The organism is Thermoplasmata archaeon, assembly GCA_038874435.1.
In the GTDB taxonomy this organism is placed as follows: Archaea; Thermoplasmatota; Thermoplasmata; order Lutacidiplasmatales; family SKW197; genus SKW197.
In genome coordinates this window covers 70,028-94,553 of record JAVZCK010000008.1, presented here as the reverse complement: position 1 = coordinate 94,553, position 24,526 = coordinate 70,028, and the positions used below count along the sequence as shown (strand labels likewise).

Below are 24,526 nucleotides of genomic sequence, written 5' to 3'. Positions count from 1 at the left end.
ATTACGGGGTCCGAATATATTTTCTGTGCCTCCCACCAGGCCCTTACTTGCCCAGTGTATTCAGTGTTCGGTTGAACAGTAATTGTTACACTTGAGCACCCAGTTACATCTTTCCAGTTATACCCAGCTATGTTGCTCACATAAAGTTCGATTTTCCATGCTTCAAAATTCATTCCCCATTCTAATTTTACAGTTGTTGGTGTGAGAAGTGAGTAATAGAGCCAGACACTATACCCATTGGTATCAGAAACGCTTGTTGTAAATTGCTCTCCTTTTGCTGATACCTCCATTGCGGCATCACTTCCCTGTACCCAGCTCCCTTCTCCTCCAGACACCTTCGGCATTACTTCCGTTTTCATCTTCTGCACCGCTCCTTTAGTGTTGTTCGCCTCAAGCATGTTCTCGATTGCCTCAAGCTTGTTGTTCAATGCCTGCTTCCGCTCCTCTGGATTTTTGTCAAAAACCTCGTCTGGCAAACTATCAATTGTTGTTTGCATCGTCTCCACAACCTCACCAGGCTCCTTGTAATTCGTTGTCATTCCAATGCCTCGCTCAATTCCATAACGACTAAAGGCTATATAAACCTCACCGAAGTAGCCCGTGGCTATTGTTGGCTCAAATAAGCCAAGCAACGGATGCCCTTGCTTGTCCATAATTAGTTCTGTGTAGTTTGTATCCAGTTTTAGCCTCTGCGACGCTCCTGTTTGAGTTAGTTCTGCATCAAAACTGGCATACCAGAGCATGGAATACCAGTCGTCATAGTCACGCCAGACCACATGCAATTTCTTTTCTGTTTTTGGCATTCTGAAAGGCAGTTGCCAGATGCCTGGTGCAATAGCATGGACATCTATTGCATCGGTATTGCTTGTGCTGAGCAAGGCTGTTGTGTTTCCAACCATGCCATAGACCTGGTAATTCCCGCTCCCGTTGTCAGCCCAGAAATAATACTGTTTTCCTTCCCATACAACAAAATCAAACCCCATCTTCCAGCTCCCATTTGTTTCTCGCACTTTGCTCACATTCCAGGTTGTGTTGTTTTTCTCTCCCACATAAATCCAACCATCGTAGTTTCTCACGCCTATCAATTCTCTGCCTCCAAAATAACCCCTTGTCAGTCCATACAGCGGCTTTCCTTCCTGTGTGTAAATTTCCTCTGTCGTATTGTTTTCCCAGACCATCAGTGTGCCACCGCTTTTCAGGTTTGCCTTCAGATTCCACAGTTCTGGCGTTATGTTCACTGCGGGAGTTGTGATTACGTTATCCCGAATCTTATTAACACGCGTAGACTAAGCCCTATGAACTATGTTAAGGGAAATTATGAAGTCAGATTCCCCATTTGGATATTCCCGATCTCTCTCTTCCCAATTCCCACCAATTGTTTCTTGATTATTAAGCCAAATATCTAACAAAAGTCTGATTGAAATCGTGTGATTTTCAGGTATAGATACATCTATTTTTGTTATATATTTTCTATCACCTGCAAAACTTTCTATTGCCTTTACTCTAGTAAATAAAAATTGTGGGATTTTTCCATTCCCAGAATACTCAAGCGTAAGATTACCTCTCGCTTGAATAAAGAGACACCATTCATGAGAGTAATTGATAACATTTATTGTGCCATTCCCCTTTGCTGACAAAGAATAAATAAAAGGTAGAGCTTCACCTGTTTCGTTGTCTATCAAGCATGGTGCAATTATGGAATAGTTTATTTCGTCTTTACTTTCTATCTCGATTTTAAATTCGTATGAGTCTGGATGATACGGAAATAGAAATGAGCAATACAATATAAACAAGCCAATAAAAACATCTACTATTGTCAGACAAATTGCTAAAAAGACGATTAAAATCACTTTCCCTATCTTTTTATTCATCATAAATTAACCTCCGAGATATGTTGGTAAATGTTGATAAATTGTGTTCCACTCAGATTCAGTGTACCATGTGTCATGGAGAATATAGAGATAGTTCATACAGCTATGATGTGTTGGAGGTCCCCACCCGTTACCGTTTCCCATTAACTCGCCTGGATACAGTCCAAGGACATGCCCAAGTTCATGCATAAAAACGCCTGCTTGACATGTTTGTGAATCTCCTTTTACAAAATAATAAATAGCCCAACCAGGAGCGCCTAACAACCACAAAATGTCAGGAATAGATTTATGCCAATTTGCATCTCCCACTGTCATGCTTGTAGCATTGGCATGACCGAGATGGCCATCAGAATCATGACAAAACAAGCAATAGACAAACGCATGCTTTCTTTTCAAATTATATCTTCCTTCGTATGGAATTTTTCCTATTTTTGTTGTATCCTCGTGCGAAATTAACTCACCACCACCTAAACATCCATCGTCGATGTGAACCCTTACATTATGGGATGCAAAATAACTTACAATGATTTCCTTGGTAGTTGGAAGTATCATATGGCCGTCACACACTCTTACCCAGTATCCCCACCAACCAACCTGCACATATATATCTTTCGGTTGCATTCCATCCACTTCCACATATATGTCCTTTTTCAAAGGGTCTGGTAGTTCTTTCATACTTCCCGGTATATATCCAAAACATAACACACACTCATAGAATATACTGCCACTATAAATTGTGTACTTTTTACCATCCTCCCAGATAGTATAATAACTTCCACCAGGGTTCCCAATTTCACCTGGCACTTCATTTTCATCGTAGCGGTGATCACCATCTGCATCCCGCCACCCATCTACTAAACCATCCATATCACTATCCACAGAATAGGGTGATGTGATTCCTTCCTCGCAATCAAACAGGCCATCACGGAGGTTTGCGTAACTCTGAGAGTAATCAGAATCTTTATAGGCAACACCACTACCACATCTGCTTTCATCACCCATTGAACTGCTAGCATATACTGTAAACGATACTCCAATTCCCATTTTTGCCCTGTTTACATTCTCTATGTCAGCAAACCATTTATTCACAGAGTTAGGATATTGTGCACCATTTTTCTCTCCACTTGTTCCATCACTGAAAGTGTATTTTACTTTGTTATTTCCGACGGGAGTTTCTGTTGTGCTCCATTTTATTCTGAAATACACTTTACCAGAGTACGCTATGTCATATATCTCCCAACCCGTGATTCTCATCCTTGTTTTTCCATTCCCACTTGCTATAAGTGTTGCCCCGCTGTATATAGATGAAACTGTGAAAGAGTATGTTGTTGAGGGGCTAAGCCCTGTTACCCATGCCGTATGTGTCTTTCCATCACTGCTCGTGGTTGCAGTTACTACCTTGTTTATGTTTGCAAAACTTACCATACTACCAGAAGCAGCTACATTCGTCTGCCATACAATCTTCGCACACTCATACCAGCTTGATGTAGAATCATGAGAAGGTATCCATGTAATTTGGGTTATCTGTGGAGAAACATAAACAAAGGAGTAGTATGATGTGAGAAAACTTTGCGTGTTCTCCGTAGTTCTCGCATATATTCTATATGAATAAGTTGACCCCTCGGTAAATGCACCATCGGCTGGAATGATTGCATACATAACCTTTGAGGAATAAAGAGATCCTGTGACGCTACTTCCACTAGGGTACCATATACATAAACCATACCCAATCCACATATTCGCTTCCCACCATACCTTTACCTTTCCGTTTAGCAAACTCTCTTTCCATGTCCGTTTAAGAGCGAAGGTCGTGCTGAACTCTACGATATTGGATGTGTATGAGCCACTCTTTCCTTGAGCAACTACCTTTGCCTCATAGGTTGTAGAGGGTGAGACAGTTATGACTGCATAACTAGATGTAATCTCTGTACTGTATGGCCATGTACTTGTACCTTTCACACGCCAGTATAGAATCGCCAGGTATGGCGGAAAATCACAGCCCCAGCTAAATGCTACTTCTTTTGGCGTATGCACATCGCAGGAAAGCCATACAGTACTCTCTCCAGTTTTATCTTTTGTACTTGTTATCATCTGCTCGCAGGCATCTACAAGGTCACCTGTAGCATCACTCCCCTGTATCCAGCTCCCTTCTCCACCTGACACCTTTGGCATTACTTCAGTTTTCATTTTCTGCACAGCACCTTTAGTGTTGTTCGCCTCAAGCATGTTCTCGATTGCCTCAAGCTTGTTGTTCAACGCCTGTTTCCGCTCCTCCGGATTCCTGTCAAATACCTCATCTGGCAAACTGTCAATTGTTGTCTGCATCGTTTCCACAACCTTATCTGGTTCCTCATAATTCGTTGCCATTCCAATGCCTCGCTCAATTCCATAACGACTAAAGGCTATATAAACCTCACCGAAGTAGCCCGTGGCTATTGCTGGCTCAAATAAGCCCAGTAGCGGATGCCCCTGTCTGTCCATAACAAGCTCTGTGTAGTTTGTATCCAGTTTTATCCTCTGCGACGCTCCTGTTTGAGTTAGTTCTGCATCAAAACTAGCATACCAGAGCATGGAATACCAGTCGTCATAGTCTCTCCAGACCACATGCAATTTCTTTTCCGTCTTTGGCATTCGGAATGGCAGTTGCTCTGTGCCTGGTGCAATAGCATGGACATCAATTGCATCTGTGTGGCTTGTGCTGAACAACACAGTGGTGTTCCCCAGCATACCATAGACCTGATAATTCCCGCTCCCGTTGTCAGCCCAGAAATAATACTGTTTTCCTTCCCATACAACAAAATCAAACCCCATCTTCCAGCTCCCATTTGTTTCTCGCACTTTGCTCACATTCCAGGTTGTGTTGTTTTTCTCTGCCAAATAAATCCAGCCATTGTAATTTCTAATCCCAATCAACTCTCTGCCCGCAAAAAATCCTCTTGCCAGTCCATACAGCGGCTTTCCTTCCTGTGTGTAAATTTCCGCTGTGGTGTTGTTTTCCCAGACCCTCAGCGTGCCACCGCTTTTCAACGATGCTTTCAGATTCCAGAGCGAGGGCGTTGTATTCACTGCGGGAGTTGTAAGGGCTACCTTGCAGTAAACTGCCTTCCATTCCACGCTCTTCTCAATTCCATTCCCAACCTCTTCCCAGCTCACATTGTCCTCGCTCACATACACTTTGCCGCTCCCTTCCCAGCTTAGATTGATTGCTAAAATTTCCGTCTCCGCTTCAAACAATTTTGCTGTGTATTCCCCTGCCTTGTAATAATGCTCCACATACTCTATTTTCGGCACCGCTGTAGTAATCTCTTCAACCTTGAGCTCGTCAATGTAAAATCTCGCCCAGTTTGCATCTTTGTGCAACATCCAGCAAATTACCCGTTCAGTCCAGTTGCATTTGCTTTGCCTACCCAAATACTACATAACCAGGACCATGTGTCGCTCCATATCATAAAATAATCCCCATTCCTCACCATACCCGCTTTCCCACCTGATTTACTAATCAGGATTTTATCGTCTTGTGTAAGGTGATGGTCTCTATCGCAATCAAGCCATGTGACATTGTATCCTTCAGATGGGTGGTCTCTAATTTCCGAAAGTTTGCCCTTTTCGAGTTCAAAAAGTCCACCCGTATCATTTTCTCTTGTTAAAGCGTAATTTATCCTCTTTTCATATAAATAATAATCTTGTGGCTCATATCCGGACACTTCTATTTGATAAATGACAAAGCTCTCGTTTGATATGGGCTTCAACACAACTTGCATAGGCGGCCTCTTCAGCAAGTACGGGGCCAAATACACACTGTATGCATACAGAGAGAGGAGCGTTACTATTAATATCACCAGTATTATCATTATTGTTTTCGTTATTTCTTTCATACTCATCACCTACCAGTATGTAGAATCTGCTAGAGCTATATTTGAAATCTGGGGGGTAGATCTACCATCTATGATTATCCAGCCCCACGCCTCTATTTTGTTCATTTGGGCTGCATCAAACCCTTTTTTGAAAGCCCAACCAACAGAGAAAGGCTGAATGATGGAACCCATGTTAGGTATAAAGCCAGGATGTACATCCCACCAGTTATGCTTTCCTTCCCAAAGGAAAGCCCAATGATCATATGTTCCTAGTTCTCCCCAAGAAACTTCATTTTCCGTTGCAGAAGTTACTACTACTCTTTTATCTCCTGCAAGATGAGTTATGGCACTTCCACTGTAACATGCTTGAACTACGATAACCATTCTTGCATACTCTGAAATCATTGAATCTATTTGAGATTCAATATCCTCCCACCATATACAACTACCCTCAATTATCACTTTATATATATCGTAGTGGTCTTTAATAGTCTTTTCTTTCAGTCGGAACTCCAAGCCACCATTAAATCCATGCTGATTGAATAAGATTGTAATGAAATCGTTCTCTGTGATTTTCTTGCCAATCGAGGAAAGCGATGTACAGAAATCTTCGTATGTAGCCTCCCCATCTATAGCTTGATTATGATTGGAAGAATCCTGCCAATAATACCCATACCTGTCTCCTATCAAGTCACCACCCCATCCTCGTAGAAATCTCAATCTAATAACCCCATTATAACTGTTTGTGTCTCTATAATAGAGATAGCCTCCATCATAGGATACTTCAATCGTTTGTCCAATCTTCCAAGATTCACCAACAGGAATAGTTTCCCAATTGCCGAAATCCACTCTTACCTTGGCGTTGGGGGCCCAATCCTCGTAAAAAGTAGAGACATATGTAAACACAAACCACGGACAATACAGAAGTTCTACATTTTCAGGTAAATATCCACATCCCTCTACCAATTTGTTGTACATGCTATAGGTATCTATCCAGAAAGCTGGAATGTTTGCATCTTCTGTACTTGCTGGAGGTTTCACGCCACCGCCCCCTACCAAAATAGCATATCTTGCATTGTAAATCAAAAGATGCTGCCATCCACCATAGGCAATGCCATATAACCACTCGTAATAATCACTCATTCCGTCACCATCATCATCTGGATCGGCGTTGTTGTCTATACAATCTCCATCTATATCTCCATCTTCTATATATCCATGGTCAGTTTTCACTAGCCATCTATCATTTCTTACTGCACTTGCAAGCCTCTGTAGATAGTAGGGATTGTTTATCAATCCCCATCCAGGGACATATATTTTCGGCAAAATCAACCACAATGAAGAAAGATACCCATCTCCATCCATATCATAATCCAATGGTACAAGATCAGCTGAATCCTTTTTTCCATCCCCATCTGTATCAGCAATGAGTGGATTTGTATGGTAACTGAACATCTTTGAGTAGCCATCAGAAGGTGGTTGGAGATAAAACAAATACCCTTTTAGGCCAGTATCTCTTACATACCTTTTCACAAACCCTTGCACTTCATCATAGTCTGAGACACCATCATAATCTGTATCTGGTTTGTATTTGTTTGTTCCGTAATATCCTTCTTCGCAATCAAATAACTTGTCTGCGTCTGAATTCTTGTAACATCTATCACACTGTGTGGTGGTTTGTTCAATCTCACCAACCCCATAGCCCTCAATGTCATACTTCATCCACACATACCAGTAAACTGGAATGTTGGCGTTTCTTTCGGGGTTCGGAATGGAGAGAAATACATACCACCGCCATTTTGCCCCATCATAAGAGGCACTCCCCATATCTACACTTACATATTGCCATCTAGTACCGAGTGTGAGATACCATACCTCTGGTTTGTAACCGGGTTTTTTGGTAGATGTCCACCATATCCCATACAAAATCTCCTTTCCATTAAATATGTCCATACTTCCATATGGAGAGACATACATTCTCGTTTCACCAGTTTTTTGTCCAGTTAACTCCGAACCTCCATATTTAGAGTGGACCGTAAATTGGTATTTGCCCGATGGTTTTAACCCTGTAATGTATGCCGTGTGTGTCGTGCTCCCAGACCCACTTGCAGTAACAGACCATTGCTGGGTTCCATCCACTTCTTTGTAAGTTATATAGTTGTTTGTGGTTCCAACACTTGTTGTCCATGTTATTTTTCCTTTCTCGTACTCAGGCACCCATACTATATTTGTAATCGCTGGTGAGTTATAAACTACACAATATGTGGCGCTCTGTGCTACACCATTTCCAACACATCTCAACTCAACATAGTAGTAGTATTTCACATTCTCCTCTAAATTCACTACATCAAATCTCACATTGCACGAGCTTCCATCCGCAATTACACTGCTCCTTATGTAACTCCCACTCTCCTTCCTAAAATAAAGATACTGATACCCAAGCAATGGTATATTTCCAGATGCATATACATACCCCTTTCCCTCAGGTAATACGGCAAAATCACAGCCTGTAATTGCAAATGTGCTCTTAAATGTAATTGGGTCTGAATATATTTTTTGGGCTTCCCATAGAGCCTTCACTTGTGCAGTATATTGAGTGTTTGGTTGGATAGAAACTGTTACACTGGTGCTCCCAGTTACATCTTTCCAGTTATACTCAGCTATGTTGCTCACATAAAGTTCGATTTTCCATGCTTCAAAATTCATTCCCCATTCTAATTTTACAGTTGTTGGTGTGAGAAGTGAGTAATAGAGCCAGACACTATACCCATTGGTATCAGAAACGCTTGTTGTAAATTGCTCTCCTTTCGCTGATACCTCCATTGCGGCATCACTTCCCTGTATCCAGCTCCCTTCTTCACCTGACACCTTCGGCATTACTTCCGTTTTCATCTTCTGCACCGCTCCTTTAGTGTTGTTCGCCTCCAGCATGTTCTCGATTGCCTCAAGCTTGTTGTTCAGTGTTGTTCTCCGCTCATCTGGGTTCTTGTCAAAAACCTCGTCTGGCAAACTATCAATTGTTGTCTGCATCGTCTCCACAACCTCACCAGGCTCCTTGTAATTCGTTGCCATTCCAATGCCTCGCTCAATTCCATAACGACTAAAGGCTATATAAACCTCACCGAAGTAGCCCGTGGCTATTGTGGGTTCAAAGAGGCCAAGCAATGGATGTCCCTGCCTGTCCATAACAAGCTCGGTGTATCTGTTATCTAGTTTTGTTCTTGAACGAGCTAGTTTATCCTTGGCAAAGAAACGAAAGAAAATTTAGACAACTCTCACACAGAAAGCAATGAGGCACAATTTGGTAAACCTTTACCAACCCTAATTTTGTCCCAGAACATAATGTCCCTGTATAAACCGTTATATATTTCTGAGTGATATATGCACCGTGGTGCAAGTATGACTGCAATTTCCATAAAGAATGTCTCAAAGCGATACTCAAATGGTGTTCTGGCTGTGGATAATGTCTCGCTTGAGATAAAAACAGGTGAGATTTTCGGGTTGCTTGGTCCCAATGGCGCTGGAAAAACTACGCTCATAAAACTTCTCACTACTCTGATTTTTCCCACAGCTGGAGAGATTACAGTTGGAGGTTTCAAAAGAGCAAGAGAAGACCATAAAATCCGAGAAATCATAGGGTATGTGCCTCAGGACATCTCCTCAGATGCTGCACTCACCGGGTATGAAAACATTTTGATTTCAGCAAAACTTCATGGAATTTACGGGAGCAAGGCTAAAGAAATCGCAGAAAACATTCTGAAACGGCTTGAACTCTGGGAGGCAAGAAACAGAATTGTGCGAACTTACTCGGGCGGCATGATTAGGAAACTGGAGATTGGGCAGGCGATGGTACATTCCCCAAGCATTCTCTTTCTCGACGAGCCAACAGTGGGCCTAGACCCTTCTGCAAGAAAGCATGTCTGGGAACACATCAGAAAACTCCATGAGGAGGGAATTACAATTTTAATGACCACGCATTACATGGAAGAGGCAGATGAACTCTGCAATAGAATTGCGATGATGGCTCAAGGTAGAATTGCTGTTGTGGATGCACCTGCAAATCTTAAAAAGTCAGTAGGACAGGGCTGCATTGCATTCAAGTTAGCTGGCAAAGTCCCTGATAAACTGCCGATTGAAAACTCTCGCCTTAATGGAGAAAACGTACTTGTGTACTGCCGTAACCCCTCTGAAGAACTGCCAAAGTACCTGAAAATGCTTGAAAATGCTGGTTGCTCCATCACATCAGTTGAAATAAAGGAAACTTCACTGGATGATGCATTCATGAAGTATGTGGGCAGGAGAATGCAGGACATGGAGCAGTGGAGTGCAACAAGAAAGATGAGAAGAGTGGCGAGGAGGCTGGAATAATGCTGAGAGAAGTCAGAAATGTGGCGACAATTCTAGAGCTGGAAGCAAGAAGGTTAAGACATGACTATTCCGATATTGTTATTCGTTCAGTCCAACCAATTCTCTGGCTTGTGGTTTTCGGCAGCGTTTTCACTAATTACAGAGTGATTCCCACTGGAGAATATTCCTATCTGGAATTCGTGGCACCTGGTGTTCTCGGTCAGTCAGTGCTCTTCGTCTCCATTTTCTTCGGGCTGATGCTCGTCTGGGACAGAGAGTCAGGCAATCTCTCTAAACTTCTGGTTTCTCCTGCCTCTAGATACTCAATTGTGTTCGGAAAAAGTTTGTCTGCGGGCATTAGGTCTATTGCTCAGGGTGCTGTGGTCATTCTGCTGATTCTTCTGGTTGGTATAAGATTCAGAACCAACCCTTTCTTGGTGCTCATGGTTTTTCCTGCAATCGTACTCATTGCTGCTGTTTCTGCCAGCATCTCAATATTTTTCACAAGTTTGCTGAAAACAAGGGAGCGGGTGATGGGCATAGGGCAGGTGCTTACAATGCCACTTTTCTTTACAAGTAACGCACTGTATCCTGTTTCCATAATGCCATGGTGGCTCCAGTGGATTGCCTATGCAAATCCGCTCACCTATGGAATAAACATTCTTCGCTCTCTCATGCTCACTGGCGACCTCTCTGGAATTCCCCTTGACATCGCAGTGCTTACTGGCTATCTTCTCGTGCTTACTCTGGTGAATGGTAGGTTGTTACAACGCATTATGGAATAAAGGACGCTGAGGAGGAGATTTGAACTCCTGAGGGCAGAACGCCCACCAGCTCTCAAGGCTGGCGCCGTCATCCGGGCTTGGCTACCTCAGCAGAATGAAAAGAGATGGTGGACTCGTCGGGATTTGAACCCGAGACCTCCACATTGCAAGTGTGGCGATCTTCCAGCTGATCTACGAGCCCATCGAAGCCGCCAGGGAGATTTGAACTCCCGACCTGCTGATTTCCTGGCTCTATAACAGGGCTTACAAGTCAGCTGCTCTACCAGCTGAGCTATGGCGGCACCTGTAGTGGAGAGATAGGAGGAAGAATATTAAATTTTTGCGGTGAATTTACAGGATTGCTGGCGAATATTTCCTGAAACTCCATAAACTTTTTATCTCCCTATTCTCTCACCATGTCAAATGGTGAATTAAATGGCGGGAACTGATATCTACTTAGGAATTGGAATCGGCGTGATTATTGGAATATTGATAGGTGTACTGATTGGATGGATTGTTGGAAAGAGAGCAGGTGAAGCATCTTCATCCTCTACACTCTCATCCTCCCCCCAACAAGGATTATATGCAGGAAGCCCTCAGCCTCAATATCCTGGTCAACAGACCAGTATGGGAAGCCCTTATGGACAACCCACTGGCGTTCAAGCACCGATGGACGAGAAAGAGAGAAGGCGACTTGAAAAGGAACGCCTGAAAGAGGAGAGGAGAAAAGAAAAGGAGAGGAGAAGGGAAGAGAAACGACTGGAGAAGGAAAGAAGACGGCAAGAAAAACTAATGGCCAAGCAAGGTGTCCAGCAACCTCAACCAACACCTCAACCTTATTCCTCCCAACCACAGTACCAACCGCAGCCCCCGTACCAGCCACAACCTCAACCAGCACAACCTTATTACCAGCAAGAGACAAGATATGCGCAACCCCAACCCTATCCCACTCAGCCACAACCATCACCTCAACCACAATATCAGACACAGCCCCAATATCAGTCCCAGTATCCACCACCAAGGGAGCAAATCCCGTATAGACCGTCATCAGAACCCTATCCAACCACCCAACAACCTACCTACCAACCAAGACCTCAACCTACACCACAGCCAGAACCATACAGAGCATCTACACCTCCACCCCCCCCACAACCAGTTCCGCCTAAAACTCAACCAGAAGTCACACCAACCTATCCTCAATATCAACCATCTCCTGCACAACCAGTTTCACAGCCATCGCCTCCTCCTGCCTACGCTCCCCAACCTGTTCAACCAGCTCCACAACCTGCACCTCAACCACAGCCACAGTATCCTGCACAGAAGCCAAAAATTGTGATGCGAAGATGCCCCAGTTGCGGAAATCAAGTAGAGGACAATGTAGTTCAATGTCCTCAGTGTGGAAGTTTCATAAAATCACCGAAGAGAGGTGCAGCACCTCCACCCCAGTATGTTGCGCCTGAAGAATCTGCAGCAGTTGAAGGGGTCTGCCCCCACTGCGGTGCCAGTGTGAGCTCAAGTGCCACAATTTGCTGGCGATGCAATAAAATTCTGAAGAGGCGTTGAAATCATAAACCTCCCGTGAACATCTTCAGCGTCAGAATTTTTATGCAATAACCTACAGCAAGGTCTCTCAACAGTGGAGTAAGTTTCTCATCATACTTTGCAAATCTAACTGACTTGAAACCACAGATGCCTGTTGCAACAATTTCTCCTCTCTTTGTAATGTAAATAAGGCCAGTCATTTTTTCGTGAATTTCATATTCTTCGCCATTGTAAACTATCACTGATGGTTTGAACCCCTTGCTTTGAGTTGAAATCTTACTATCTCCCTGGTAAATTGTTATAGAGTCATGAACATCGTCATAAGAAATCGTGCTTATCTTATTTTTCTTGCCCTCATCAAACAGTTCATACTTGAGGGTAAACAATCGTTTGATTGTTGCAATTGTTCCTCTAACATTCCATCCTGCAGGCAAGGCAACATATTTCTCTTCATTTACCTGCACCAGCATGTCGTTTTTCAAGATGCGTGCCTCTACGATTATCATTTAGAGAGAGAAAGAAAAGAAGATTAAATAACTTAGCATTCGATAATCCAGAAAAAAAATTTTACATTTAGCCAATAATCTCCTTGTCCCACTTACCTGCATCAATCTCTGCAATTATTTCCTTTGGCTCCTTCCCCTCTACAGTAACTCCCAGTGACTGGCAGGTACCCACGACTTCCTTAACTGCTCTCTTTATGTCCTTCGCTAGAATTGAGCTAGATTTCATCTCTGCAATTTTCTTTGCCTGCTTTATCGTAATGTTACCAATCTTGTTCGTCTTGGGGGTGCCGGAACCCTTTTCCGCTTTCACTTCCTTCAGAATCAAGGCACTTGTTGGTGGTGTGCCAACTTCAATCTGGAAGTTTTTGGTTTTGGGGTCCACGATTATTTTGACAGGGACGCGCATACCTTCAAACTGCTTGGTCTTAGCATTTATTTCTGCAACGACCTTCACAATGTTCACGCCCAGAGGCCCAAGAGCCGGACCAAGTGGAGGCCCGGGTGTCGCCTTGCCTCCTTCCACAAGTGCTTCAACAGTTTCCGCCATATTACTTCACCTCTTTCTTATCTGTACCTTCAACCACTTTAACCGAATCACCTTTCACAGTGACTGGAATTGGCACCACAGCATCAATGAGTTCGACCGTAATTTCTTCTTTCTGGCTCTCCACAACTTTAACTCTTGCTCTCTCACCCTTGAACGGCCCAGAGACAATCTCTACAAGGTCTCCTACATTAATTCCAGCAACGGGTGAAACTGGGGTTAAGAACCTAGAAATTTCCTCGATTGTGGCTTCTCCTTCTTCAATTATTCCTCTTGCCTTTGGCACTCCTTTCAGCATCTCCTTCAAAGTGTTGATACTCATTCCTTCCACGATCAGATAGCCCCTCAATTGTGGCGGAGCTAGAATTGCAAAAATCACACCTTTGTACTTGGGAATGTTGCTCTTGGTGAGAAGAGAATCTGCAACTTCACGCTCATGCCCTATCTGGGTTTTTACAATTATCAGCACCTGCTTTGCGGTTGTGGAAATTGTCCTGCTTTCCCTCACAAGTGGATCGTTTTTGGAAGAAAGGTTCACTACCACATCCACAGAATCACCATATCTAACACCAACGGGTGCAGTGAGTTCCAGCGAAACCTCATGCGTCATTCCTGCGGGGACTGGTATCTCAAGGGTTTTTTCATTGGAATAAAATACCTCTTGCTTTTCCTCTTCTCCTTCATGATAACGGAGCGCTATTTTCCATTCAGCACCCTCTCCGCTTGTTGCAAATCTGTATAAATATGTAAATCTCAGCAGTGCAACATCGTCCCTAACACTGGTATTGGTGACTTTCAATAGATATTTTGCTGTTTGTCCCGATACCACAAGTTTTCTGTCTTCAGGACACACAAGTTGGAGACCAAAAGAAGGGGTTGGTGGCTTATCTGTAATTTTTACCTCTTTCGGCTCCTCTCTCTTCGGTTCTTCCTTCTTTTCCGGCACTTTTTCCTCAATATCTCCAAAAAGTCCCAAGGAAATCGCCCCTCATGTGAAAAAACTTTGAATGTATGGTGGTAGGTAGTTCCAGAGATAGAAAATCAGAAAGCCAAGGGCTCCGATTATAATTATTCCTGCACCACAAATCTGAAGCACTTTTTTGTATTGCTCTCGATCTGGCTTCCTTGCCATTTTTAAAATCCTACCATACTTTCCCTTACCCACTGTTCGCATCTTATTCTCAAGATTTGTTTGTATCTGCAGCCCTTTTTTTATGATCTCCATGTTCTCAACCTTATGAAATCACATCAATGTCTGCCATCTTTTTCTCAGGACGGGTCATACCTGGACCCACTATCTGCTTGGACTTAACACCTGTTACAACAATCATCACCTGAATCTTGTGTTCAAATGTGGGGTCTATTGCAGCACCCCAGATAATTCTTGCAGTTGGATTTATCTTTGCCTGGATAATTTCTGCGACCTTCTCTGCTTCGCTCACTGTCATATCTTCGCCACCGACCACATTTATGAGGGCACCCGTTGCTCCTGAAATGTCAGCATCCAGCAGGGGTGAGTTTATTGCCTCAGTTACCGCTTCCACAGCTCTGTCCTCACCCTCACTTTCACCCATTCCAATTAATGCTACACCTCCACCTTTCATTATAGTCCTGAGGTCGTTGAAGTCGAGGTTTACGAGTCCTGGCTTCGTTATCATCTCCGTGATGCCCTTTATTGCCCGCATGAGCACAATGTCAGCAAACAGGAATGCCTTCTTTATTGGCAGCCTTGGCACGAGCTCCAATAGCTTGTCATTTGGTATGAGAATAACAGTGTCCGCATACTGCCTCAATTTTTCGAGTCCATACTCTGCGTTTTCCATCCTCACAAGTCCCTCTGACCTGAATGGAAGGGTGCAGACTGCAATTGCCAGTGCTCCCATTTCCTTTGCAATCTTTGCAACCACGGGTGCAGAACCTGTGCCAGTGCCACCGCCAAGTCCACATGTGATGAACACAAGGTCAGCACCATTCATCGCTGCTCTGATTTCTTCCTCTGCTTCCCTTGCCGCCTCCTCTCCCACCTGGGGTTGGGCACCTGCACCCAGTCCCCGAGTACACCTCTTTCCAAGCAAAATTTTCTTCGGAGAGTGAATTACATACAGATGCTGGGCATCGGTATTGAGAGCATAAAGTTCTGCACCAACAATTCCTGTCTCAACAATGCGGTTTATGGTGTTACAGCCACCGCCACCACAACCAAATACCTTAATGTTTGTCTTCAAACTTGCTAGTACTCGCTCTAGCTCTTCGTCGTCTGCGCTTGTGGTGCGGAAATCCGTGGGCATCGGCTTCTTGGCGCTCTCAGCACCACTTCGGGATAGAACTTCCTTTATTATTGAATCCATGGACAACACCCTTCAAACCCTCCAAATATTGAAAGGGTTTAATAATGTTTCGCTACTACCTTTTACAAACTAACCCTTAGAAAAAACCTAAATACACATGGGAGATGTAGTAGGTGTGAATAATGGAAATGAGATAATCTACGAGGAAAAAATATTCGCACATGGGATTACAGCTGTATTAACCGCCGCTACTGTTCTTATCATTCTTGTGTGGCTTTTCCAGGTCTTACTGGGAATTACTACGATTTTACCATTTATCAACTGGCTATTTCTCTTTCTCACTTTACTCCTGATAGGTCTAACTCTAAACTTCAGAAAGTTAGAGATAAGAATGACACCGAAGTTCATTTACGTGGGGTTCGGTATTTTTAGACATCAAATCCCTTGGAAATATGTTGAGAACTGTTCCATAGATGAACCCTCATTCCTCAAATATGGTGGTTTAGGACTCCGCATTCGACATGTGGGAGGCAAATGGAGAATAATTTACAACGCTATCTGGTCTCCTCTAGTTGTGCTCTCGTTGAATGATGGGAGAATCAAAGAATTTGGATTTTCTACTAATAAGCCTGAAGAAGTGCTGTTCTTGGTTAAACAACAGATTAGATCTATAAAGCCATAGAAAATTTTGTATGTATAGCTGGACTTTCCTATCTGAATAGACAAACTCTACCCAAACCCTTATATGCGTTATGTATATTTGTGCATATCGTGATTGATAGATATGGTCGAGAACTGAAAGGGCTTCGTTTTTCGCTCACCTCTAGATGCAATCTTTCCTGCTTTTACTGTCATGGTGAGGGTCTACCCGAGGCAGATGGAGAACTGAGTTTGAAAGAAATTAACAAATTGGCAGAGAATTTTGCTGTGTTGGGCATAGAGAATGTGAAACTTACCGGTGGTGAACCACTACTTCGTGATGATATTTCATCCATTGCTAGCGCTTTTGCAAGCAGAGGAATTGAGGTGAGTATCACAACGAACGGTACCCTTCTACTGGAGAGAATTGATGGACTGGCTGCTGCCGGAGTAAAGCGAATAAATGTGAATTTACCAAGCATAGAGCCGAAGATTTATGAAGCAATTACTGGAAGAGATTTCTGTGATAAAGTGCAGAAAGGGTGTAGGAGAGCTGCGGCAAATGGTGTGGATGTGAAATTGAATGTTGTTGTGCTCAAAGGATTGAACGATGGTATTGAGCATGTTATGAGAATGCTGGATTATGCAAAGATGGAGAGATTTAACCTACAGTTCATTGAATTAGAGGCACCGTCTAATGAAACTTCAAAGCAACTTTATGTCAAATATCATGTTTCTCTCAATGAAATTGAAACCTTTGCTGCTGGAATTGCAAAAACAAAGAGGAAAAAGGAGTCGTTGCACAACACCACAATCTATACACTTGAGGACGGAACAAATGTAGAAATTGTTTCCCCAATGGGCAACCCAGAGTTCTGTAACCACTGCACACGGTTGCGATTGACTGCGAGCGGAAAAATAAAGCCCTGCCTTTTCCTGCCAGCAACTGTGAGCATAAGAGAGGTTCTAAATGACTTTGAAAAGTTTAAGGAGGTAATTGAGAAGGCCTGGCTTCAGAGAAAGCCCTACTTCAGGTGATGGATTGGATAACTGGGCAAGAATTCTCCTTGCAACAACATTCAATCTTCTGTTTGAATATTCGCTTAGAGGGTTCAATGACTTAGCTTTTCGGCCTTTTCTCCCAATTTTCCTGTTTCTGGTTTATTTTCCCTACTTTACACTGCTTGAATGCTGTATTGAGAAATACCATCTGAGAGACTGGCAGGTTCTTATCGCAGGTTTCATCTTTGGCTCCTTTGCTGCCTTCTTTATTCCAGGTGCGATGTTTACTGGCAATCTTACCCTTGGGTTAAACTGGGCTTCATTCTTCTTCATCGCAGTTATCTGGTGGGGCAATTTGCAGGCAGTGCTCACATTCTATTTTGCAAGAATGGTTGTTTCAAAAAGGAGATACCAAATTTTTATTACCAAAGGGGGCATTTTAATTTTACTTTTGTTGCTTGCAGCTATGCTCTGCGTTTTCAGAATTGCAATCAAAAATGCTCCACCAATTTCGCCTCTTGCTGCACTGCTCATCCTCTGCCTTGCCTTTGCCGCAACTGTTTTGCTCTACAAAACCAGGGATTGGAATGAACCGAATGGGGCTGGCAGGAACATCGTGATAGATACTGTTGTGCTCATTACAATTTGCCTTTTCACAATTTCTGCGTTGTTTTTTAGAGATAAGGGTGAGCTTGAAATCCACATGGTAAATCTGACTGCAGTGAAGATTGTGGTGCCATGGAGTATCATTGCTTTCTGTATTACCTGGGGGTATAGAGTGATTGCAAAGAAAGAAATTCCCGTGTGAGAGTTCAAAGCCCTAGCTTTCTGAAGTACTCCTCCACAATTCCTGCCAGTTCCTCCCTTTTAATTCTTCCTGCGGGCGTATCTCTTTCAAAAATTCGCTCAGGAACTCGCATGCTTCTCCACTCAAATCCCATTTCTTTCTTGAATGCATGCTTCAACTTTAAAATCTCAGCACCCTTTTCTGCCAACATACTCTGGTCAATTTTGAGCCCAGCGACACTCAGGCACTCCTCTGTGAGCTGCTCATCATAAATCCCTCTCGCAAAGAGGCAGACCACCAAACTTGTGAGCACACATCTCCAGGCCTCTTCCTTTACTAGCATTTCTGCTCCCTCTTCAGCAGAGTTTTTGCCTTTCATCTTTTCATCAAAACTATAGCCAGCACTGTCAAGGTGGCTGTGTCTTGCACCAGTGAGCAATGTCGCATAGAAAAGTGGACCCGTGTTGTAGCCTGCCATCTCATTTTTTCCAAACGCGAGGGCAAATTCTTCGCCTCCATAAAGTGTTGAAGCATATTCAACGCCCATGGAAAGGTCTTTGTAGAACTGGTTTGGTTGTTTTGCAATGAAGTTTACTGCCTTGATGTAATTTGCATGGTCTCCCCAGGCAAGAGGCACAATACTTTCTTTCTCCGAAATTTTACCCGCACCAAACATCTCTGTAGCCCAGGCAAGAAGAACACCTGTGGTTATCGCATCCATCCCCACTTTCTCCACAGCATCAATCAATTTGAGCAGATGCTCTGCCTTACCTATACCAAGCATTGAGCCCAGTGAATAGATAAGCTCATGGTCATAGGAAATCATCGTGGTTTTGTAAAAGTAGGGTTCGTCCTCGTAGGGCTCTCTCAAAGCTGCCAGATGGATGCAGGCCGTGGGACAGTGCGCACAGGCAACTCGCCTCCCAAGAAAGTTCTGGGCAAGGAATTCACCTGAGATTTTTTCTGCTTCTTCAAAATCTGGCTGTGTTAAGTTCTTTGTAGGTAATGCCCTGATTTTGTTGAGCGGCACCACATTTGCTGCAGTACCTAAATCATGATACTTTTTCATCAACTTCGAATCCAAAGCGAGACGATAAATTCTATCATACACTTCCTTGTATCTTTTCTGATCTTCCACTTCAACTGTTGAATTCCCAGCAATAACTATTGCTTTCAATTTCTTACTTCCAAAGACCGCACCAAGCCCAAGACGACCAAAATGTCTGTAGGTTTCCGTGGCAACACAGGCAAATCGAACAAGTTTTTCTCCAGCAGCACCAATCCGCATGATTGTTCTTAACCCTGGCTTGCTCTCACGCTCCCTGAGAATTCTCCCTACAGTGTAGCTACTTCCAACACCCCAGAGTGCAGAGGCATCCTTAAACTCAACACCATTCTCATGAATTGAAAGATAAATTGGCACTTCGCTTGCCCCTTTTATCACAACCGCACCATAGCCAGCCATTCGCAATGCAACCGCACTTCTGCCACCTGCATGGCTCTCTCCCAGATTACCTGTGAGCGGGGATTTGAACATTGCAACAGTTTTTGAGGCAAACGGGAAAAGGCCAGTTAAAGGCCCGACAGCAAACACGATTGGATTCTCTGCACTTAAAGGCTCTGTCTCCTTCCTGCATTCCTCAGTTAGAAGCTTTATTCCTACCCCACTTCCTCCTATGTAACGCTCAAACAAATCTCTTCTGGCTTTTACACTGTAACTCTTGTCTGAGAGATTGATGTAGAGCACCTTTTCTAGCATCATACTCGCTCCTCCATCGCCAGCACTCCGTGAGGACAGTAGTTAACGCAGTAACCACAGTAAATGCAGATTTCTGGCTTGTTGTTTTCATTGTCCCAGAATATTGCTCCGAAAGTGCATGCCTGAGCACAGAACCCACACCCAATGCACTTCTTTCTGTCAAGTGCGACACCTCCTCCCGCTCTCCGTCTCAATGCTTCCGTGGGACAGACCTTCGCACATGCTGGTTCTGGACATGCACGGCAGACAATCACGCTGAAACCATGCTCCATTCCACCCACAGACCGCACAAGAATCGCACTCTTTCCTGTCCCACCGATACCATACTTTCTAGTACAGGCAAACATACACATCTGGCAGCCGACGCACCTTTGTGCGTCGACGATAGACAAGCGCTTGGGCATATTACCTCACTTCCGTCCCCTCTTCTATCTCCCTGTCCGCAATGGCACCATCTAGCTTGATTTCTCTACCATCCTTTAGCTTTGCGTTGAGACAGAGAGTGCCACCTTCCTTCTTCACCCAGAGCTTTGTCTCCTTGAACTCCTCTATGCTTATCTCCTCTTTTGTGCCCTCCAGCAACACGGTGCCTTTTGCATTGTCTGGAGCTACAATGAGCGAGAGTTTACCATTCTTCTCTGCTGCCAGAAGCATTCCATTTGACTCTATGCCTCTGATTTTCGCCTTCTTCAGATTTGCCACCACAACGATTTTCTTTCCAACAAGCTCACTTGCCGTATAATACTGTCTTATTCCAGAAACGATTTTTCTTTGCTCTGTGCCAATGTCTATCTCAATCTCGTAAAGTTTTTCCGCATGGGGCACCTCTCTCACAGCCAGCACATCTGCAACCACAAGATGCGGAAGTTTTACTTCTTTGCGTTCTTCTCCAGCTTTAATTTCAATTTTCTGGAATAATGGTTTAATTTCCCTCAACTCCTGCCCAGCAGGCAACGGTGCATCCAGTTCCTCCCATGAAGAAATTGGTTTTTGATAGCCTAGCATTCGCCAGAGTTTCTCACTTGAGTGTGGAATGTAGGGCAAGAACATGATTGCCAGATTTCTGAGAAGTTTCAGGAAGATATGGAGCACTGCCTCTGCTCTTTGCCTATCTGTTTTCACCAATTCCCAGACCTTCACATTCTGGAAGCAGGCATTTGCAGCATGCACAAGCGCCATGATTTTCTCAATTCCTGCTTTAAACTCACATCTGGCAATGTGCTCCTCCACCTCCTTCTTAGTTCTCTCCATCAATGCCAGCAACTCCTTCTCATCCTTTCCAAGCAATTCTTCCTTTAGCTGAGGAATCTTTCCATCCATCTTCAGAACTGTGACCAGCACCCTGTTTGCCAGATTTCCATAAGCTGCGAGCAGAAGTTTATTCGCATGGCTCTCAAACTCGTCCCAGTCAAAAGAGGTATCATGCTTTTCTGGCAGATGCATTGCAAGGTAAAAACGAAGTGGGTCTGGTGGGTATTTAGCCAGAAAGTCAGGAAGGAAAATAGAACTTTCCTTTGTCTTGCTCTTTGAAATTTTCTCACCACCAAACTGGAGCCATTCATTTGCAGGGATGTCGTAAGGCAGGTTTAGTTTTTCATCGTAAGCCATCAGAATTGCAGGCCAGATTATGCTGTGGAAAGGCACATTGTCCTTGCCAATGAAATAATAATGTCTTGCTTCATTGTCATACCAGAACTCTTTCCATTTATCTGGCATTCCCTGCCTCGCAGCCCATTCAATTGAGGAGGAAAGGTAACCAATCACTGCTTCAAACCACACATAAATCTTCTTGCCCTCCATGTTCGGCAATGGAACATCAATTCCCCACTCCAGGTCTCTCGTCACTGGCCTGTCCTTCAAACCTGCTTCAAGCAAGTTTTTTGTGAAAAGGTAGGCATTCTCCCTCCAGTATGTTTTGTCATTTATGAACTTTTTAAGATTCTCCTCCAACGCGGAAAGTTTCAGAAAGAAATGCTCGCTCTCTTTGACTATTGGCTTTCCACCGCAAATCCTGCATTTCGGTTCAAGTAACTCCGTTGCCTCGTAGGTTTTTCCGCAATTGCTGCACTGGTCTCCTTTTGCATCCTCTGCCTTGCAATAGGGACAGATGCCCACCACATATCTATCTGGCAAAAATCTTTTGCAATTTTCACAGTAAAGCATTGGCATCAGTTTGGAGTAAATGTATCCCTTTTCCAGCAATTTAAGGAAAATCTCCTGCACAACCTTTTTGTGGTTTGGATGGCTTGTTTCAAAGAAAATGTCGTAGGAGATGCCTAGTTCCTTCAACGCCCTTGAATTTATCTCATGGTATTTCTTTGCAATCTGTTCAGGCGTGCTTTTCTGCTCCATGGCTGTAAAGATAATTGGAGTTCCATGCTGGTCACTGCCAGAAACCATCAGCACTTCATTTCCCTTTAACCGCATGAATCTCGCAAAGATGTCTGCAGGCAAGCAAGCACCTGCAATTGTGCCAAAGTGCACAGGTGCATTCGTGTAAGGCCAGGCAACAGCTACGAGAATTTTCGCCATATTCTGGCATTTATAATGCGGTATAAAATATTTTCTGTAGAGCATCATCTGAGGATAAGCAAATGTCCATTTTCCTTCAGCCACTTTCTTTTTGTCTTGTAGTCAGGAATAAATTTTTCCACCACCGCCCAAAATTTTTTGGAATGATTTGGTTCTTTCAGATGAGCAAGTTCATGCACAATTACATAATCAATTATTTCTGGAGGTGCCAGCACGAGTCGCCAAGAGAGATTTATGTAGCCCTTAGAGGTGCATGAGCCAAACCTTGTTTTCCCGCTCGTGATTTTGATTTTCTTTGGCTTGAAACCAAACTGCTCCGCGAGTTCCCTTGCTCTCAGAACTAGAATTGCCTTCGCCATGTTTTTGTACCACCACTCAAAAACCTCTTTTGAATGTGCCAAATAATCCTCACTCAAAATGAAAGCATCTTGAAAAACCAGTGGCTCACTTCCTCTACCTATTTTCAATGGATACTCTTTCCCGAGAAACAGAAATCGCTCGCCCTCTTCAAACTTTTTCGTCTGTTGTCTCCGCTTCTCCAGCATTCTTGTTCTCGTTTTCTCAATCCATTTTCTGTGCCTCTGGACAACGACTAGAATTTCTTGCTTGCTGGTGTGCACAGGCGCATGCACGATGAGTTTGCCATCTGGTTCAATCTTCAGCATAATGTGTTTTCGTTTTGAGTAAACCACCGCATCAATTTTTATGCTCATGTCTTGCCTCATGTCCCGAAGATTCTTGGACCAATAATCTGGAAGAGAATCATGAAGAGCACAAGTAATCCAATGCCAAGCATAGCATACTTTACAATCTTCTCTGTCTTTTCCTTTGTGGCTTTTGTGCGTCCCAGCAGGATGTAGAGTCCGTCTCTCACAAGGTAGCCAGCATCGAGGGGAAGGCTGGGCAGTGTGTTGGTAAGCCCGACCATCAGATTAATCCAGAAAAGCCAGTAAAAGGTGTTGAGAAGCAGGAAAAAAACATCTGCTGGAAGCGGGGAGTTGAGCACATAGAAACTCCCAATGCCAGCATCAAGAGGCGAGAGTCCCAAAAATGGCAAACTGAGGAATGTGAGAAAGCTGGCAATTCCACCATTGAACGGGTTTGCAAGCTGTTGCTTGAAAGAACCAAGGTCTAGGGGGAGCATCGTAATACCCAGGTATGGTTTTCCCTTGTTTTCCTCCGCAGGAATAAAATCATAGCGATTACCAATTGTAATGTTCTCAGTGACAATAGTATTCCTGTCTCTGGAGTAGAATGAGAATTCAACAGTATCCCCTGGCTTTGTCTTGTTCAATGCCTCCTTAAATTCCGCGTAATTTCGCACAGTTGTGTTATTCAAACTGACGAGAATGTCATAGGGCTTAAGCGAGGTATGGCTCGCTGGGCTGTCCTTTTCGACACCAAGAATGCCAATCCCTTCAGCTCTCGGTTCCATTGCAGGTGCAAAAGCAAGGCAGAACACGAGCAGGGCAAGAAAAGCAATGATGAGATTTGTTGCTGGGCCTGCAGCAAGAACTCGGCTGCGTTTCATCCTCTTTATTTTCAACAATTCTTCCTCATCTGGCTCAACGAATGCACCGATTGGAAAAACGAAAAGCAGAATTCCTACTGACTTCACCTCAAGCCCTGCCACTCTTGCGAGCACTCCATGTGCAAGTTCATGGAAGACGATTGCAACCACAAGTCCAATTATGCCATAAAAAACAGGAATTACAGGGTTTATGCCCGGTATTCCAAGCAAGAGCTCAGGAGAAGGGGCTTTCTCCTTTGGTATCAAACTCACCTTTGAAACGGACCAAACAAGCAGTGCAGTGATGAAAAACATTGAGATTATTGCAATGACCACACTGATGTTCCCGTACCATTCCCAGAATTTTTTTCTTTTGGCAAGGCGGTCAAGAAATCTCTTTCCTCTCTTTGTCTTCCACATCAGGATAGGGCCCGCCCACGGCGTGAAGTTGTATTTCTCAAGATACTTCAGTTTCCAGAGCATAAGCACGATGAGAGAATAGATACCGATTACCACAATAGCCAGCAGAATTGAGTTCAGGTCTGCCATCGGAACAGCTAAAAATCAGGCAGATATAAGGG

21 protein-coding genes and 3 tRNA genes are annotated in these 24,526 nt (G+C 43.7%); 6 read left to right on the top strand and 18 right to left on the bottom strand.

Features of this window, described 5'->3' with window-relative positions; all coding sequences use genetic code 11:
• The 5 genes from QXD64_04810 to QXD64_04790 all read right to left on the bottom strand — a co-directional run.
• On the bottom strand, positions 1–1,238 hold a 1,238-nt coding region (locus tag QXD64_04810; GenBank protein ID MEM3396633.1), incomplete at its 3' end, for a hypothetical protein.
• A gap of 48 nt (positions 1,239–1,286) precedes the next feature.
• Positions 1,287–1,874 carry a hypothetical protein gene (locus tag QXD64_04805; protein ID MEM3396632.1) on the bottom strand — a complete coding sequence of 196 codons (588 nt, stop codon included), beginning with the start codon at positions 1,872–1,874 and terminating at the stop codon, positions 1,287–1,289.
• Positions 1,875–1,877: 3 nt separating this feature from the next.
• Entirely contained in the window at positions 1,878–5,234 is a 3,357-nt protein-coding gene (locus QXD64_04800) for a fibronectin type III domain-containing protein (GenBank protein ID MEM3396631.1), read from the bottom strand.
• Positions 5,235–5,242: 8 nt separating this feature from the next.
• Entirely contained in the window at positions 5,243–5,746 is a 504-nt protein-coding gene (locus QXD64_04795) for a hypothetical protein (GenBank protein ID MEM3396630.1), read from the bottom strand.
• Positions 5,747–5,755: 9 nt separating this feature from the next.
• The gene (locus tag QXD64_04790; GenBank protein MEM3396629.1) at positions 5,756–8,911 is read right to left on the bottom strand and encodes a C13 family peptidase; all 3,156 of its coding nucleotides are present in this window, start codon (positions 8,909–8,911) and stop codon (positions 5,756–5,758) included.
• A 213-nt stretch (positions 8,912–9,124) separates the two neighbouring features.
• On the opposite strand from QXD64_04790, the gene QXD64_04785 reads away from it, so the two are divergent.
• Positions 9,125–10,093, top strand: coding sequence for an ATP-binding cassette domain-containing protein (locus QXD64_04785; GenBank protein MEM3396628.1), 969 nt, complete (start codon positions 9,125–9,127; stop codon positions 10,091–10,093).
• On the top strand, positions 10,093–10,857 hold the full coding sequence (locus QXD64_04780; protein ID MEM3396627.1) for an ABC transporter permease: 765 nt from the start codon (positions 10,093–10,095) through the stop codon (positions 10,855–10,857). Before QXD64_04785 ends, QXD64_04780 begins: the two co-directional genes overlap by 1 nt.
• 4 nt (positions 10,858–10,861) lie before the next feature.
• Here QXD64_04780 and QXD64_04775 read toward each other — a convergent pair.
• The 3 genes from QXD64_04775 to QXD64_04765 form a co-directional block, all read right to left on the bottom strand.
• Positions 10,862–10,948: transfer RNA gene (locus QXD64_04775), tRNA-Ser, on the bottom strand.
• A gap of 14 nt (positions 10,949–10,962) precedes the next feature.
• A tRNA-Ala gene (locus QXD64_04770) sits at positions 10,963–11,038 on the bottom strand.
• Between the two features lie 5 nt (positions 11,039–11,043).
• A tRNA-Thr gene (locus QXD64_04765) sits at positions 11,044–11,138 on the bottom strand.
• Positions 11,139–11,271: 133 nt separating this feature from the next.
• Here QXD64_04765 and QXD64_04760 point away from each other — a divergent pair.
• Entirely contained in the window at positions 11,272–12,399 is a 1,128-nt protein-coding gene (locus QXD64_04760) for a zinc-ribbon domain-containing protein (GenBank protein ID MEM3396626.1), read from the top strand.
• 2 nt (positions 12,400–12,401) lie between these two features.
• Here the strand turns inward: QXD64_04760 and QXD64_04755 are convergent, their stop codons facing one another.
• The 5 genes from QXD64_04755 to ftsZ form a co-directional block, all read right to left on the bottom strand.
• Positions 12,402–12,884, bottom strand: coding sequence for a hypothetical protein (locus tag QXD64_04755; GenBank protein ID MEM3396625.1), 483 nt, complete (start codon positions 12,882–12,884; stop codon positions 12,402–12,404).
• Positions 12,885–12,951: 67 nt separating this feature from the next.
• Positions 12,952–13,431, bottom strand: a complete 480-nt coding sequence (locus QXD64_04750; GenBank protein MEM3396624.1) for a 50S ribosomal protein L11 — start codon at positions 13,429–13,431, stop codon at positions 12,952–12,954.
• 1 nt (position 13,432) lies between these two features.
• Complete coding sequence (locus tag QXD64_04745; GenBank protein ID MEM3396623.1) at positions 13,433–14,404, bottom strand: transcription elongation factor Spt5; 972 nt, start codon at positions 14,402–14,404, stop codon at positions 13,433–13,435.
• A gap of 12 nt (positions 14,405–14,416) precedes the next feature.
• The gene (locus tag QXD64_04740) at positions 14,417–14,653 is read right to left on the bottom strand and encodes a protein translocase SEC61 complex subunit gamma (GenBank protein ID MEM3396622.1); all 237 of its coding nucleotides are present in this window, start codon (positions 14,651–14,653) and stop codon (positions 14,417–14,419) included.
• A gap of 10 nt (positions 14,654–14,663) precedes the next feature.
• Positions 14,664–15,776, bottom strand: coding sequence for a cell division protein FtsZ (gene ftsZ / locus QXD64_04735; GenBank protein ID MEM3396621.1), 1,113 nt, complete (start codon positions 15,774–15,776; stop codon positions 14,664–14,666).
• Between the two features lie 97 nt (positions 15,777–15,873).
• Here ftsZ and QXD64_04730 point away from each other — a divergent pair, with 97 nt between their 5' ends.
• The 3 genes from QXD64_04730 (at position 15,874) to QXD64_04720 (ending at position 18,165) form a co-directional block, all read left to right on the top strand.
• Positions 15,874–16,398, top strand: coding sequence for a hypothetical protein (locus tag QXD64_04730; GenBank protein MEM3396620.1), 525 nt, complete (start codon positions 15,874–15,876; stop codon positions 16,396–16,398).
• Between the two features lie 89 nt (positions 16,399–16,487).
• Complete coding sequence (gene moaA / locus QXD64_04725; protein ID MEM3396619.1) at positions 16,488–17,393, top strand: GTP 3',8-cyclase MoaA; 906 nt, start codon at positions 16,488–16,490, stop codon at positions 17,391–17,393.
• The gene (locus tag QXD64_04720; protein ID MEM3396618.1) at positions 17,353–18,165 is read left to right on the top strand and encodes a hypothetical protein; all 813 of its coding nucleotides are present in this window, start codon (positions 17,353–17,355) and stop codon (positions 18,163–18,165) included. The genes moaA and QXD64_04720 overlap by 41 nt, the downstream gene beginning before the upstream one ends.
• Before the next feature lie 4 nt (positions 18,166–18,169).
• On the opposite strand, the gene QXD64_04715 is transcribed toward QXD64_04720, so the two are convergent.
• The 5 genes from QXD64_04715 to QXD64_04695 are packed head-to-tail and all read right to left on the bottom strand — an operon-like array spanning position 18,170 to position 24,494.
• Entirely contained in the window at positions 18,170–19,906 is a 1,737-nt protein-coding gene (locus QXD64_04715) for an aldehyde ferredoxin oxidoreductase family protein (protein MEM3396617.1), read from the bottom strand.
• Positions 19,903–20,307 (bottom strand): 4Fe-4S binding protein, encoded by a 405-nt coding sequence (locus tag QXD64_04710; protein ID MEM3396616.1) that lies wholly within the window; start codon positions 20,305–20,307, stop codon positions 19,903–19,905. The genes QXD64_04715 and QXD64_04710 overlap by 4 nt, the downstream gene beginning before the upstream one ends.
• 1 nt (position 20,308) lies before the next feature.
• The gene (gene metG / locus QXD64_04705) at positions 20,309–22,519 is read right to left on the bottom strand and encodes a methionine--tRNA ligase (protein MEM3396615.1); all 2,211 of its coding nucleotides are present in this window, start codon (positions 22,517–22,519) and stop codon (positions 20,309–20,311) included.
• Positions 22,480–23,148: a SprT family zinc-dependent metalloprotease gene (locus QXD64_04700; GenBank protein ID MEM3396614.1), complete on the bottom strand. Its 669-nt coding sequence runs from the start codon at positions 23,146–23,148 to the stop codon at positions 22,480–22,482. Before QXD64_04700 ends, metG begins: the two co-directional genes overlap by 40 nt.
• 8 nt (positions 23,149–23,156) lie before the next feature.
• Positions 23,157–24,494: a site-2 protease family protein gene (locus QXD64_04695; protein ID MEM3396613.1), complete on the bottom strand. Its 1,338-nt coding sequence runs from the start codon at positions 24,492–24,494 to the stop codon at positions 23,157–23,159.
• Positions 24,495–24,526: the final 32 nt, after the last annotated feature.

Bases quoted from the DNA above. Each gene is read 5' to 3' on its own strand.
- QXD64_04800 (MEM3396631.1), bottom strand. From the start codon at position 5,234: ATGTTGCACAAAGATGCAAACTGGGCGAGATTTTACATTGACGAGCTC.
- QXD64_04715 (MEM3396617.1), bottom strand. From the start codon at position 19,906: ATGATGCTAGAAAAGGTGCTCTACATCAATCTCTCAGACAAGAGTTAC.
- QXD64_04755 (MEM3396625.1), bottom strand. From the start codon at position 12,884: ATGATAATCGTAGAGGCACGCATCTTGAAAAACGACATGCTGGTGCAG.
- QXD64_04805 (MEM3396632.1), bottom strand. From the start codon at position 1,874: ATGATGAATAAAAAGATAGGGAAAGTGATTTTAATCGTCTTTTTAGCA.
- QXD64_04760 (MEM3396626.1), top strand. From the start codon at position 11,272: ATGGCGGGAACTGATATCTACTTAGGAATTGGAATCGGCGTGATTATT.
- QXD64_04700 (MEM3396614.1), bottom strand. From the start codon at position 23,148: ATGAGCATAAAAATTGATGCGGTGGTTTACTCAAAACGAAAACACATT.
- QXD64_04710 (MEM3396616.1), bottom strand. From the start codon at position 20,307: ATGCCCAAGCGCTTGTCTATCGTCGACGCACAAAGGTGCGTCGGCTGC.
- QXD64_04750 (MEM3396624.1), bottom strand. From the start codon at position 13,431: ATGGCGGAAACTGTTGAAGCACTTGTGGAAGGAGGCAAGGCGACACCC.
- QXD64_04785 (MEM3396628.1), top strand. From the start codon at position 9,125: ATGACTGCAATTTCCATAAAGAATGTCTCAAAGCGATACTCAAATGGT.
- QXD64_04695 (MEM3396613.1), bottom strand. From the start codon at position 24,494: ATGGCAGACCTGAACTCAATTCTGCTGGCTATTGTGGTAATCGGTATC.
- QXD64_04790 (MEM3396629.1), bottom strand. From the start codon at position 8,911: ATGGACAGGCAGGGACATCCATTGCTTGGCCTCTTTGAACCCACAATA.
- ftsZ (MEM3396621.1), bottom strand. From the start codon at position 15,776: ATGGATTCAATAATAAAGGAAGTTCTATCCCGAAGTGGTGCTGAGAGC.
- QXD64_04780 (MEM3396627.1), top strand. From the start codon at position 10,093: ATGCTGAGAGAAGTCAGAAATGTGGCGACAATTCTAGAGCTGGAAGCA.
- QXD64_04730 (MEM3396620.1), top strand. From the start codon at position 15,874: ATGGGAGATGTAGTAGGTGTGAATAATGGAAATGAGATAATCTACGAG.
- QXD64_04795 (MEM3396630.1), bottom strand. From the start codon at position 5,746: ATGAAAGAAATAACGAAAACAATAATGATAATACTGGTGATATTAATA.
- QXD64_04740 (MEM3396622.1), bottom strand. From the start codon at position 14,653: ATGGAGATCATAAAAAAAGGGCTGCAGATACAAACAAATCTTGAGAAT.